The sequence below is a fragment of the Planktothrix prolifica NIVA-CYA 540 genome (assembly GCF_963864145.1).
GTDB lineage: Bacteria > Cyanobacteriota > Cyanobacteriia > Cyanobacteriales > Microcoleaceae > Planktothrix > Planktothrix agardhii.
Genome location: NZ_CAWLTW010000001.1, coordinates 3,260,477 through 3,273,823, shown reverse-complemented (window position 1 = coordinate 3,273,823; position 13,347 = coordinate 3,260,477). Strand labels below are relative to the sequence as shown.

The 13,347-nt window shown below is 38.5% G+C and carries 13 protein-coding genes; 6 read left to right on the top strand and 7 right to left on the bottom strand.

Features of this window, described 5'->3' with window-relative positions; translation table 11 throughout:
• Positions 1-56 precede the first annotated feature (56 nt).
• From AC559H_RS14590 to AC559H_RS14575, 4 genes are all read left to right on the top strand, one after another.
• Positions 57-1,271 (top strand): RNA-guided endonuclease InsQ/TnpB family protein, encoded by a 1,215-nt coding sequence (locus AC559H_RS14590; RefSeq protein WP_233422917.1) that lies wholly within the window; start codon positions 57-59, stop codon positions 1,269-1,271.
• A 205-nt stretch (positions 1,272-1,476) separates the two neighbouring features.
• Positions 1,477-2,511, top strand: coding sequence for a hypothetical protein (locus AC559H_RS14585; RefSeq protein ID WP_026795842.1), 1,035 nt, complete (start codon positions 1,477-1,479; stop codon positions 2,509-2,511).
• A gap of 281 nt (positions 2,512-2,792) precedes the next feature.
• Positions 2,793-3,896 (top strand): GGDEF domain-containing protein, encoded by a 1,104-nt coding sequence (locus AC559H_RS14580; RefSeq protein ID WP_051319730.1) that lies wholly within the window; start codon positions 2,793-2,795, stop codon positions 3,894-3,896.
• A gap of 454 nt (positions 3,897-4,350) precedes the next feature.
• Entirely contained in the window at positions 4,351-5,772 is a 1,422-nt protein-coding gene (locus tag AC559H_RS14575; RefSeq protein ID WP_036833331.1) for a sensor histidine kinase, read from the top strand.
• A gap of 122 nt (positions 5,773-5,894) precedes the next feature.
• Here AC559H_RS14575 and AC559H_RS14570 read toward each other — a convergent pair whose 3' ends face one another.
• The 3 genes from AC559H_RS14570 to AC559H_RS14560 form a co-directional block, all read right to left on the bottom strand.
• Positions 5,895-6,686, bottom strand: a complete 792-nt coding sequence (locus AC559H_RS14570) for a PHP domain-containing protein (RefSeq protein ID WP_026795840.1) — start codon at positions 6,684-6,686, stop codon at positions 5,895-5,897.
• A gap of 88 nt (positions 6,687-6,774) precedes the next feature.
• A complete protein-coding gene (locus AC559H_RS14565; protein ID WP_026795839.1) occupies positions 6,775-7,086 on the bottom strand; it encodes a cupin domain-containing protein in 312 nt (103 codons plus the stop codon).
• 12 nt (positions 7,087-7,098) lie between these two features.
• Positions 7,099-7,941 carry an alpha/beta hydrolase gene (locus AC559H_RS14560; RefSeq protein WP_051319729.1) on the bottom strand — a complete coding sequence of 281 codons (843 nt, stop codon included), beginning with the start codon at positions 7,939-7,941 and terminating at the stop codon, positions 7,099-7,101.
• Between the two features lie 85 nt (positions 7,942-8,026).
• On the opposite strand from AC559H_RS14560, the gene petM reads away from it, so the two are divergent.
• Positions 8,027-8,116 (top strand): cytochrome b6-f complex subunit PetM, encoded by a 90-nt coding sequence (gene petM, locus AC559H_RS14555; protein WP_071782609.1) that lies wholly within the window; start codon positions 8,027-8,029, stop codon positions 8,114-8,116.
• Between the two features lie 63 nt (positions 8,117-8,179).
• Here petM and AC559H_RS14550 read toward each other — a convergent pair whose 3' ends face one another.
• Both AC559H_RS14550 and AC559H_RS14545 read right to left on the bottom strand, forming a co-directional pair.
• Positions 8,180-9,175, bottom strand: a complete 996-nt coding sequence (locus AC559H_RS14550; RefSeq protein WP_081694813.1) for a hypothetical protein — start codon at positions 9,173-9,175, stop codon at positions 8,180-8,182.
• Between the two features lie 65 nt (positions 9,176-9,240).
• Positions 9,241-9,906: a Uma2 family endonuclease gene (locus AC559H_RS14545; protein WP_026795838.1), complete on the bottom strand. Its 666-nt coding sequence runs from the start codon at positions 9,904-9,906 to the stop codon at positions 9,241-9,243.
• A gap of 369 nt (positions 9,907-10,275) precedes the next feature.
• On the opposite strand from AC559H_RS14545, the gene AC559H_RS14540 reads away from it, so the two are divergent.
• Positions 10,276-12,495 carry a choice-of-anchor K domain-containing protein gene (locus tag AC559H_RS14540; RefSeq protein WP_081694812.1) on the top strand — a complete coding sequence of 740 codons (2,220 nt, stop codon included), beginning with the start codon at positions 10,276-10,278 and terminating at the stop codon, positions 12,493-12,495.
• A 160-nt stretch (positions 12,496-12,655) separates the two neighbouring features.
• Here AC559H_RS14540 and AC559H_RS14535 read toward each other — a convergent pair whose 3' ends face one another.
• A complete protein-coding gene (locus tag AC559H_RS14535) occupies positions 12,656-12,850 on the bottom strand; it encodes a hypothetical protein (protein WP_026785549.1) in 195 nt (64 codons plus the stop codon).
• Complete coding sequence (locus AC559H_RS14530; RefSeq protein ID WP_026795836.1) at positions 12,847-13,191, bottom strand: hypothetical protein; 345 nt, start codon at positions 13,189-13,191, stop codon at positions 12,847-12,849. The genes AC559H_RS14535 and AC559H_RS14530 overlap by 4 nt, the downstream gene beginning before the upstream one ends.
• Positions 13,192-13,347 lie beyond the last annotated feature (156 nt).

Sequence of the window (13,347 nt, the reverse complement as noted above, 5' to 3'; positions counted from 1 at the left end):
ACGGCTTTTTATTCAATTGTAGTGTATAGTGAAGAAGAAGATTTTAAGCGCAAAGAATGAAGTTAAGGTATCGCTACCGAATCTATCCAACAGACCAACAAAAGGGGCTAGTATCCCGATTGTTTGGTTGTTGTCGGGTGGTTTTTAACGATGCCTTAGCCTATTGTCAAGAGCAATATCGTGCTGGTAATAAAAAACCTTCCAGTAATGAACTTTCCAAAAGACTTACGGAACTCAAGAAAACCCAGGAAAAAGAATGGTTAACAGAAGTGTCTGCTATCCCCTTACAACAAAGTTTAAGGGATTTAGAGCAGGCTTATTCAAACTTTTTTAAATCCTGTAAAGGGCAAAGAAAAGGTAAGAAAGTTAAGCCACCTAAATTTAAGAAACGTAAGTCTAAACAGTCTGCTAAGTTCACTGATAATGGTTTTAAAATCTATCCCAATTCTGATTACATTTACTTAGCCAAAATTGGTGAAATTAAAGTAATCTGGAGTAGAGAATTACCGGCAATTCCTTCTAGTGTTACCTTAATTAAAGACAGTGCTGATCGATACTTTGTTAGTTTTGTAGTTGAGTTTAATCCTCAACAATTACCTAAAAACGGACGAAGTGTTGGAATTGATTTAGGAATCACTGATTTTGCTACATTAAGTAACGGTGAAAAAATTAAATCTCCTAAACCTTTAAAGAAACAATTAAAGCGTTTAAGGAGATTACAGCAAAATTTGTCAAGAAAACAGAAAGGGAGTAAAAGAAGGGAAGTTGTTAGAAAGAAACTAGCTAGACTTCATGCTAAGATTTCTGATACCCGAAACGATTTTCTTCATAAACTGTCAACTAAGATTATTCGTGAGAATCAAACAATAGTCTTGGAAGACTTGAATATTTCAGGGATGGTTAAGAACCGAAAGTTGTCTCGCGCTATTTCTGATTTAGGTTGGCGGTATTTCAGAACTATGCTAGAGGCTAAGTCAGTCATGTACGGACGTGATTTTCGAGTAATTGATAGATGGACTCCAACTTCTCAAACTTGCTCTTGTTGTGGTTTTCGCGGTGGCAAAAAAGAGCTAAATATTAGAGAGTGGATTTGTCTTAATTGTGGCATTTCTCACGACCGAGATATTAACGCCGCAGTAAATATTTTAGTCGCCGGAGGGCATTCGGAGACTCTAAACGGACGTGGAGAGAAGGTAAGACTTTCTGCAAAGAGAGCATCGTCTCGGCGAAGCGTCAACCCTTCCAGAATTTCAACAATTGTCAATCTTTGATTTGTTGAAATAGATGGAATCCCCGCCCGTTTTACGGCGGGGTGGATGTCAACTCGCCTAAAATCGCTAGAACAAGAATTAAACAATTGTACATCATTAACGATGATAGCTCATCCAAACTGGACACAACACCCGCAGAAGAACTCCAGAGGTTCCCGAATTGTGCAATAATGATCCCGCAGTCTCCCAACCCAACGTGCGTCCAATGGCCGACAGTCCCCAAATCCCCGATGAACTGATCCAGGTTTTAGCAGAATTTCAGGATCTGCATTTTGAACTCCCTGATCCAGAAGCGGAAATTACTGAATTGGATTTTGAACAGCAAATTGATGTCGCTTGGAAAGTTTGCGATCGCTTCGACTTGCAAACCGAAATCTGGCGCGGCAGAATATTAAGAGTTGTCCGAGATCGAGAAAAAAAAGGCGGCGAAGGACGGGGTACAGGCTTTTTAAATTGGTTAAAAGAACGGGAAATTAGCAAAAGTCAGGCCTATGCTTTAATTGAATTAGCTAATAGTGCTGATGCCCTATTACTTCAAGGTCATCTTAATCCCGATGCGATTAATAATTTTAGTAAAAGGGCGTTTATAGAAACGGCAAAAGCACCCGCAGAAGTGCAACAAATGGTTAGTGATGCGGCTTGTAACGGCGATCGAATTACTCGCCGTGAAGTCCGACAACTGAATGATGAATGGACGGCGATGAGTTCCGATTTAATTCCTGATAGCATTCGAGAAAAAGCCACGGAAGGGGCTATGCCGCCTCGTTATTTAGCGCCATTAGTGCGGGAAATGGAAAAATTACCCGAAGCACATATTACGGAATTAAAACGGGAAATGATCGAAAATCCCGATGTTGATACGATTAAACAGTTAACATCGGAAGCCAAAAATTTATCGAAATATTTGGATGCGGCGGGTCAAGTTCAAGCCTTAAATCAGTCTTCTGTAGATATGGAAATGGCGTTAGAAGAAGCGCTGCGGGTGGGATGTTTAAATACGGCTTCTGATTTAGTTAAACAAGCCACTGTCCTCGAACAAACGATGGTTAAACTCCATAGTAGTTGGAAACGAGTTGGCAGTTTGGCTGATAGATTATATGTGGATACGGGGGCAAGTACCCCCCATTTGCGATCGCTTTTAGGCTGTTTAGAACAGTTAGCAGGTCAAATTATTGAAGTGCAATTAGGCGATGGTAGCGAGGGCAAAATTCGCTTACAAATTCTATCGGATAACGATTAATTAAAACAAAGCAGTGCGTTGGGGTCAGCCCTGTGGTAGCAGCCCCTCCTCGCTCGCTATCACTTCCTAACCTTATCCAAGCTATTTATTTCCCAAAAGCTATCATTTCCCAAGCTGTAACTGCATTTAAACCATACGTCCTAGCGAGCGAGGACACTCCCACCACCGCAAATATTGCATCAAAAACTTAGTTATTATAGAAGGTAACTGATCTGATACAGGATTCTATATAATTGAATCAATCAGGAACATCATATCTTTACAAACAAAATGAAAATTGTATGCTAAGTTCCAACCGATTTGAGCTATATAACCTTTGTTCTAACTCTACTTCTATCCCCTATTCTGATTTATCACCAACCCTTGAAGATCAATTCTTATATGATTGTCAAGTCGATATTTCAGAAAGGGGAGAAGTTGTGGGTAAATTTTTCAACTCTAACCCTTTATTACCGGGAGTCATTCTAACAGAAAATCAAGAGTTTTTTGGCATGATTTCTCGACAACGATTTTTACAAAGGTTAAGTCGCCCCTATGGAATTGAACTGTTCTCAAAACGTTCTTTAAAAGTATTATATCGCTGGGAAAATAAAGAAATTTTAATTCTCGAGGGTTCTACGCCAATTTTAGAAGCGACTCAAACCGCCTTACAACGCTTACCAGATTTAGTTTATGAACCGATTGTAGTTAAGTTTGAACCCCATATTTATCGATTAATTGATATGTACCAACTGTTACTAGCTCAGTCAAAAATTCATCAATTATGGAATAAAATTCTACAGCAATTATATCAGGAATTGCAAATTCAAGCCAGCTTAGATGGATTAACTCAAGTCGCTAACCGTCGTTTTTTCGACCAATATTTTGATCAACAATGGTCAGAACTGAAATCTACTAAATTTTCCCTGTCTCTGATTTTTATTGATGTCGATTACTTCAAAGGCTATAATGATACCTACGGACATCAAGCTGGAGATGATTGTCTTAAACAAGTAGCTCAAGTCATCGCTCAAACTTTGACATCAGAACAGGGTTTAGTAGCTCGATATGGTGGGGAAGAATTTGTCGTTATTTTACCCAAAATTGATCAAGAACAAGCGATTAAAATCGCTGAAAAAATTCGAGATAATCTCAAATCCCTTCAAATTGATCATAAAAGTTCTTTGGTCAGTTCCTATATCACCCTAAGTTTAGGAATTGCTACCGCAGAATTTGGAAATCCAGAAACTATAAAAACGATTAAAACACCCGGAGATTTAATTGTTCTAGCGGATCAAGCCTTATATCAAGCAAAAAATCAAGGACGAGATCGGGTGGTTTGTTCGAGTTTCAAACATCCCTATCTTTGGGTAACAAATCCCCCAGTTCTATTTAAAAATTCCTAGGAAAACAGCTAAAATCACGAAGTTATTCTCTATTTTTTTCAGCCTGTATTTTGGTTGATAGGAGTATCTATCCCAAATAAGTTTAACAATAGGTAAACAGATTAATAATAGGTTAAATTTAAAATTTTGCTTCAAATTATAAATTATAGAATAGAATAGAATCAAGACTTTTCAGGGTGAAACGGTATCCTTTAAGCTGTTAAGCACTTGAAAGACACTACCCCAGTTATTAATATAGCAACCGCCAAGGCAGTTAGGACACCAGACGGATATTGGAACCCAGACGGTGAAGTATTTCCCCCCCAGATCCGGCGTTCCCTGTTCCCTGCTATATGACTGAATTACAAGGATTTGACGGTTTTTGAATAGGTAATTTAGATGCACTAACAGCTATCCGGTCAATTAAACTTCACAATCTATTTATTTTGGCATAATTATGCTCAATACTTACTCTATGAAAACGTCATCCTTAATGCTTCCTTTTTCATCCATTAATCAATTAAATTTAGAGTCAACCCTTAAAGATTTATCTTTGTATGATGATCAAGTTGATATCAACCAACCTGGGATAATTCTGACTCAAAAGTTAGAAGAAAATCCCCTGATTCCTGGGGTGATGCTAACTCAAAATGGTCGGTTTAGTGGGATGATTTCTCGACGAATATTTTTAGAATGTTTAAGTCGTCCCTATGGACGAGAATTGTTTTTACAACGTTCTATTCGTTCATTACAAAGGTTTGCTCAAAGCCAATTATTGGTTTTATCAGGAGATACGTTAATTGTAGAAGCAGCCCATCGAGTTGTCAAGCGATCGCCTGAATTATTATATGAACCAATTATCGTTCAGTTAACAGAAAACCAGCATCAACTTCTCGATATTCAACAGTTATTATTTGCTCAATCTTCTATTCATCAATTAGCAACTGAATTATTACGTCAACAGACTCAATCTCAATTAATTCAAACTGAGAAATTAGCCAGTTTAGGAAAAATGGTCGCTGGAGTTGCCCATGAAATCCGAAATCCTGTCAGTTGTATTTTAGGAAATTCTAGCTGTCTCTTAAATTATTATCAAGATTTAATCAAGTTGATTCAAACCTATGAAGAAAATATCGAAAAACCTTGTCCTGCGATTGATGATGTTAAAGCTGAAATTGATTTTGAATTTTTACAACAAGACTTAGGAGAAGCAGTTAAAAGTATTTTAGTCAGTTCAGAACGTCTGAGTCAACTGGTTAATAGTTTGCATAGTTTTTCTCACATGGATGGTAGTCAACGGCGAGAAATTAATATCCATGATTGTCTGGATGGAACATTATTAATTTTAAAAAATCGTCTAAAACATGGAATTGAAGTTGTTAAAAACTATGGTGATATTCCTTTACTCAAGTGTTATTCTGGGCAACTGAGTCAAGTGTTTATGAACCTAATTTCAAATGCTATTGATGCCTTAGAAGAAAGGGAAGAAAACGGTCAACAATTCCCAAAAATTGAAATTAATACCCAGGTTAAAATTCTATCTCAAGATCAAATATATCCGGCGCAGTTAGCCCAATTTTCTCAAGGAAATCGGTTATTATATTGTTTACCAAATGACCAAAAATCCTTATCTTTAGTTGAGCAAGATATTTTTGATATTGATGTGGAATCAGAATGGCTATCAATTTCTATTCGGGATAATGGAATGGGCATTCCCCAAGAAATTCAAACTCAAATTTTTGATACTTTTTTTACAACTAAACCCGCCGGAAAAGGAACTGGATTAGGATTAGCTATTAGCTACCAAATTATTAGCGAAAAACATGGGGGTCAACTGAACTTTATTTCTAATTTAGGGGTGGGGACGGAATTTGAGATTTTACTCCCAATTCTTTAAAAACTGATCAGTACCTAAACAAAATTAATTACACATCCTCTACCCTGTTCCCTCCCCCCCTAGCCCCCCGTGCACGGGCGGGGGCTGTTCCCTCTCTCAACTAGGTAATTTATTTTGTGCAACTACTTAACTGATTGTTTCAGGGTCTCTAATAAACTCAGAGGTAAATTAAACTGATTTATTTCTCCGATTCCATGATAATCACTCCCTCCCGTTTTTAATAGATTATGTTCTTCACAAAGTTTTTCTAACCGTTGAATTTGTGATAAACTATGATGGGGATGATAAACTTCTAACCCCATTAATCCAGCTTCTAATAATTCTTGAAAAACCGTTTCAATCTTTCCCCCTTGATATAAATAAGGATGAGCCCAAACGGGAATTGCACCACAGGATTTTAATAATTTAATCCCATCAATACTCGAAAATCTGTCATACTGAACAAATGCGGGTTTATGTTCTCCTAACCAGCGATCAAAAGCTTCTTTAGTAGACTTAACATAACCCGCTTTTAACATCGCCATGGCAATATGAGGACGTGCCACCGCCATTCCTTCCCCCATAGGTTCTAACTCAATTGGATAACCAAGTTCAGCCAGTTTTGCTATGATTTCATTGGCTCTATTTTTGCGTCCATTTAAACGTTCTTTAAGAGGATTTTCTAATTTATTTCTATCAGGATAAAACCCTAAAATATGTAATGATCTTTCGTTATGAACTGTTGATAATTCCACACCTGGGACAATTTCTATATCATAGAATTGCGCCGCCTGAAATGCTTCTTCCCAACCGGATAAAGTATCATGATCTGTAATTGCTAATGCCTTAACTCCAGCCTCGGCGGCGACCTTTACCAGTTCCGTTGGAGTCAGTTGACCATCGGAGTAAGTGGTATGACAGTGCAGTTCTAACATGGGTTAATAAAATCTTCAGGGGACTGTTTTCTTAGAGTATACTCCGATGAATCCTGAATTGGATATTAATCATACTATAGTTTTAAGATTAAGGTGTAGATAATGTCAATAAAAATGCTAAATTAGACTCTGCTTTTAAGGCATGGGGGGCATTAGCATCCATGACAATAAAAATTCCTGGTTCTAATCTAATATCTTCCCCATTTAAGGTTAAAATTCCTGCTCCTTCTAATACCTGAACCGTTGCATTTCGACTAGAGGTATGTTCAGAAATATCAGTTCCTTTTGCTAAACAAAATAGGGTATATTGGCAAATTTCATTTTTCCAAAGCACTGAACTAAAAATCCCAGCGTCCGAATATTGAATTTTATCCTTTAAATTTAAAATAATTTGAGTCATTGTTAAATCCTTTTACCAAATTTTATGGGTTTGTAAAAAATCCTGAATGGTTTGATAGAGTAAATGAGCTTGTTCTGGAGAAAATCCCCCATGACCTGCCCCTGGTATAGTTAATAATTGATTAGATACACCTAATTCATCTAGCTTTAGATGGAGTTTAACCGCTTGTTGGTGGGGAACTAACCCATCTTGATCACCATGAATGGTTAAAATTGGAGGTAGTCCGGGGCGAACATAATTAATCGGGGAAATTTTAGTAGCTAATTCCTGAATATTAGGTTGTTGACCAAACCACATCAGAGCATAATCTTGGCGGTTAACTCCAAATAAAACATCATTAACATCCATAATCCCAAATAGATTAATAATCGCTGCAACTTTTAATTCAGGTAGATTTTTATCATCAGCCGTTTCTGTCAATAAATCAAATCCGGCAGAATTTGGTAAAATACTACATAAAGTTGCTAAATGTCCCCCGGCTGAACCGCCAATAACTACAATTTTATTTAGATCAAATTGATATTCAGAACCATGGGAAAAGACCCAACGCAAAGCACACCTAACATCTTCAACCGCCGCCGGAGCTAAAGCCACATTCCCTAAACGATACTCAACATTAACAATCGACCATCCTTGAGTCAAAAATGGGAACAGTTGGGGCAGAACTTCCTCTTTGCTTCCCGATATCCAACCCCCTCCATGAACCGCAACCAAAGTTTTATTTACTCTTTTTAGGTTCCGAGGTTTATAGATGTCCAGATATACCACAATATCATTAATCTGACGATAGGGAATATTGGGGAAAACTTCGATTCCTTCAAATAAGAAACGTCCGAGGTCAGCAAAATTGGACATAAATTTAGTTAGGCTTTGAGGCCGTGATCAGGGGACAACAATCCGATACAATAAACCTTAACTATCATAAATGGAGTTGTAATACATGACTGGCGAAATTTTCTCAACCGCGTTCCTGTGCTTCTCTCTGATTCTTTTGGGTTTGGGGGGTGGCTTTCTGTTACTGAAAATCTAAGGCGGGGAATAGGGAGAACTGGAGGCAGGAGCAGGGGTGCAGGGATCAAACTTTTATATTCCTTTATTTTTCTTGGTCTTTGGCTTGTACGTTTGTTTCCTCTGTTTCCTCTGAATCTGCAACAGTTAACAGTCTAACTGGAATAGTGAGCATTGTTCGGTGGGTGGAAAATGTCTTGATAAAACCTCCCACCCAATCAATAACCTCGCACACTTCAGCAATTATCGCCTTTGCTGCGTCTAAATCTTCTGCCTGAGACGCATGATAGTGCGCTCTGATTAGTGGTTTAATATCCTCAATATTTTGCCACTCAGATTTAGGTTTGAGCGGGATATTGATATAATAATTATAGGCTTGATGATGGGCTATGCTAACATTTTCAGGATTTTGATTTAACAAGCGATCGCCTTTTTCTTGGACTAGGGGATGCAATTGATAGGATTCGCGTTGGTAATCATAATATAGCAATTGCCGACGCTTGAGAGCCAGGATAATATTTTCTTTGAGTTCATATTTACTCACTTCCGGCATTTGAGTAGCAATTGCAGCAAAAGATAGGGGATATTCTAAAGTTTGATAGACAGAAATTCGGCCCAGACAAGTTTGCTCTATTTCACTAAGACGCGCTATCATTTCATCAATTAACTTTTCAATATCTCGGATTAATAACCAGTCTCTATCCTGCAAAAATTTCCCTACATTTCCTTGAAATTCAGCATGATCTCGAATCAAGACGGCTACCAATTGCAAGGCTTTAGGATATCCTTGATAGCGTGCTGATAATTCGGCTAATTCTTCTTCATTCCCTGTTAGATTAAAAGATTGTAATAGGCTAATTGCTGCATCTTGATTGAGTCCATTTAGCTGGATTTCACGGGTAAGAGTTGGCGGTAATTCCGCTAAACTTTCACGACTGGTAAATAGGATTTTGCTTTGATGTTCTGTTTCTAATAGTTGTTTGAATAACCAAGCATATTCGGCACAATTGTCGGCGAAATAACCAGCAGCTTTTGCCTCTCCGGTTTTCAAAAGTGTTTCGGCGCGATCGAAAACGAGCAAGCAAGGTTTTTCTCTGAGGATTTTGAGCAGATTTTCAGTTTTTTTACCACAGTCATTTTACTCATTCAATTTGCTGTTGGAATTTGACTTTTCACCCACTTACGAAATAAGCCAATCCAAGCATTTTCCCTAGTCGTTTTCTTGAGTTCCAAAAAGTGCATAATGTCACTTTTAGAAAGAAAGGGAAAAGTAGGAGAGTTATCGGTTTCTCGGTAAGCTTCTCCTTCTAATTGATAGAATATTATATTTTTTCCATCATACCGCCAAACTTCCGGCACACGAAAAGCTTTATAAAGTTCTAATTGATTAATAGAGCTACTGGTAATATCAATTTCAATAATTAAATCAGGTGGTGGGTCTTGTTGCAGGTCAATTTGCTCTTTATCCCAGACTAAAGATTCATTTTGAATGTAGTAACATTGATCGGGTTCAAAACCTCTGTTTAAATCTTGACGTTGGCAAGTTCTCGAACCCAAACTCCTGACTTCAATATTTAATTCTTCAGTCAGAGTTTCTACCAAACGGCCTAATAGTTTTTTGTTACCTTCGTGGGGATCTAAAGGTGTCATAATTTCTAGTAAACCTCGGTCATAAATCAAGCGAATCCCCGGCTGTTCCGCTAAATCTTCTAACAGCAATTGATAGGTTTGCCAACTAATATTTTTCAAAAGAACATGATCCGCAAGGGGACTTTGTTTCTCTTGGGGTGGCTGGATCAGGGTGGCTGTCATCTTGGATACCTGCCCGATAATGAGCGATCGCCCTTGATTATATCATGCTTTGGTGGCAAAAATGAACCAAATGATCTAAATGAGCCAAAAGAGCCTTTTATATTGAGCCAAATGGTGAGCCATTGAGCCGATACAGTGTAGGGATTATAGATTATTTTTATGGATAAGTTTGTTTTTTATCTACAGCTTAAGGGTGAAGCCAAGCTGCATAAGCATTTACCTTGCCGTTAGGTGTCGCTTTCTCGGTTGTTGGGTAAAGGGTAGTTATTGATACTGTTTCCCCTGTAAGAGATGAGATCCCGATCCAGTTTAGTTATCAGTTTTTTCAATAGCTTAGTTCAATATTGATATTCAGAAGGAGTTGAAATCATGCCACAGGCTAGTTTTGGAGAAGTTAACTTTAATACATGGGGTAATAACGGTTTCCAGTCACGACCCATTGATCCCAATCAGAATACTCATGTAATCATTCATGGATGGAATAATACAGGTGGTAACGCAGCCAATAATTTTACACCTGCTGATTGGATACCAGACATGGCTCAGGCGATCAGAGATAATGATCCTAATGCTAATATTGTCGTGATGGACTGGGAAAGTGGTGCTAAGAAAAACTTCAATAATATTAATTACTTTTCTGCGGCAGAAAAAACGAAAGAAGCAGGCCAAAAGCTCGGTGAGTACCTGAAAGAAATTGGTGTTAACCCTAACAAAACCGAACTAATAGGTGACAGTTTAGGGGGTCATGTTGCTGGTTCTGCTGGAGCTAAGTATCGAGAACTAACAGGTAATCTGATCAATCTTATCATTGGTCCAGACGCTGCTGGGCCTGGATTTACATTTAGAGACATTGTACGAACAGTTACAGATGAACTGCCATCAGGTGGAATGTTTGGTTCAACTGTGAGTAAGGAGCCTGTCCCTCCAAGCGATCGCCTAGATCCGACTGATGCTAAACAAGTAATTCCGTTGCATGCCAGTATATTAGGACACCCAGATCCCATAGGAACAAAGGACATTTTTCTTAACTCCAAGTCATTTACGCAACCAGGAAAAACACCTATTAGTAGTCATGGCACCCCTCACGAATTGTATACAGATCTTCTAAAGGGAGCCTCTTTTCCTCAATCAGATGGAAGTAAATTCGATTTGAATCGGTTGCTATCTCCAGAAACAGGTCGTATTGATATTGATACTACCAATCCAACTTTCACTGGATCAATAACTGGTACTTTTGGAGGTGGCAGCAATAAATTCAGTTTAGGAACACCAGAATTTGCAAGCTTTGTCCAGTTTGACGGTAATACTTTTAGTACAGGAACAGACGCTCGTTTTGAGCTTGGTACATTGACTTATAGGAATGGAGAAACTGAAGCAGGTTCTGAACCCACAGGAGATATTCCTCTTGAAATTACTCTGTCAGTTACCCAACCAGAAAGCAGCCCCCAAACCTTTAATTTTGCAATCAAAAATCAAGTAACAGAGAACACAACTGACAATGCAGTTTTGGATGCAGATCGACTTCTTTTTTCAGATGCAGGATTATCTAAAGAGAGAATTAAAGTTGCAGGTGCTGAATATACCCTCGATTTGTTTGGTTTTACTTCAGACGATGGTAAAAGCACTATAGGTCAATTTGACTCACCAGAAAATACCATTGCTACCGCTGCTTTACTTGGTATAATTTTCCCTGTGAGTATTTTTACCTCTGATATAGAGGTTGATAGATTTACTAGCAATAAGTTTAAAGAGGCTGTTAATGGCTTTAGAAACACAATTGCTGATGCAGGAAATGGAATTTTGAGAGATCTAGTTTACCCGTTGGCAGAGGCTGTAGTAGGTGTTCCAATAGGCGCTCCAGAAATAAGAAGTGCCAGGCAAGTTAATTCCCCAACAGATACAGAAACTATATTTCAGATTACTGAAGCAATAATGGCTGAAAATCCGGGGGGTGTGCTAGGTTCTGATAACAATGAGAAAATCTTAGGATCGCCCGTAGCTGATGTAGTATTCGCAGCCGGAGGTGCTGATACTATCGAAAGTGCTGTCGGCAATGATTATCTACGAGGCGGAAAAGGAATTGATCGCATTTTAGGTGAGGATGGTAACGACATTATTAACGGTAATGAAGGTGATGATTTCATCTCAGGAGGCCCTGGCAATGATTTAGTGCGGGGTGGACAAGACAATGATGAAATTTTTGGCAATGACGGAGATGATATTTTAATCGGTGAAAAAGGAACTGATCGCCTGACTGGTGGAGTTGGAAGCGATGTTTTTATCCTGAGAACAGATACAGGTATAGAAGAAACCAATGCTGCTACTGCTGATTGGTTACTTGACTTCAATGCGAGTGAAGGCGATCTAATTGGCATCAATGGAGGCGTACCGATAGACATTCTTACCTTCACTCCTACTGATGTCAATCAAGATGGTATTGCTGACACGATTATTCAATACACAGAAACCAACGAAATTATAGGTGTCTATACAAACATCTTTGGTGTCGTCATCAACACGCAGCCAGACATTGTGAAAAATGCCTTATTTACTATTCCTTTGAACGATCCAATCGTTCAGATAGGATGACGCTGTGGCCTAGTTATCTATTGTTCCGTCTTAGTAATATTCAGGAGTGCGATCGCCTTTTCTCCAAAAAGAGCGATCGCCCTTTATTCATCCACGTCGATCTGTTGTTAAAAAAGCGCGATCGCGCTCCATAAACTTTTGGCTACTTTTGCTAATAATTTTACAATTCTGCTGTTGAGTTATTGAGCGATCGCCTGACTCGCTTCAATCTTTGTTCGCGAAGCTGTTCTGCCAGCATCGCATTAATTTCTCCTAATTCTAAATTCACTTCTTGAACCTCCATCCGAGATCGGCGGAGGTTAGCAAGCAAGCGTTTAGATGTTTCTGGATCGGGGATATGGGGTTGTTTATTCATGGCAAGTTATATTCCATTTTAACTTCTTCAATACTACGCTCCAACGCCGGAATCCTTGCTTGGGTTCGTGCTATAGCTCGTTCTAGTAATTGTAGCATATCAGGAGAGGCCTGATGTTGAGCTTTGGCAATTTGAAGCTGGATATTAGACAGTTGAGAGTAGGAAGATTCAGCATCTTCGGCGGCACTTTTCATTTCATCTAGTGCCGGAATCGTTACCTCTGTCTCTCCAAATAGCTCAAAAATAGTTAATTCCAAGGCTGAATCTTCATTAACAATGTCTAACGCCTGCTGTTTTAATTGATTGATAGTTTCAGTTGTTCTTGATGGTAAATTAGCCATAATTACACTATTTTATAAGTTATTACAATTGAAATTTAACATAAAATAGTACAATTTTTTGACAAGTATCGCCCTTTCCCCATCCATCTCTATTTGTGGTTAAAAAAGCGCATAGGCTTTGCCAGCCAAAGGTATCGCCTTTGCTCCATCCATTTC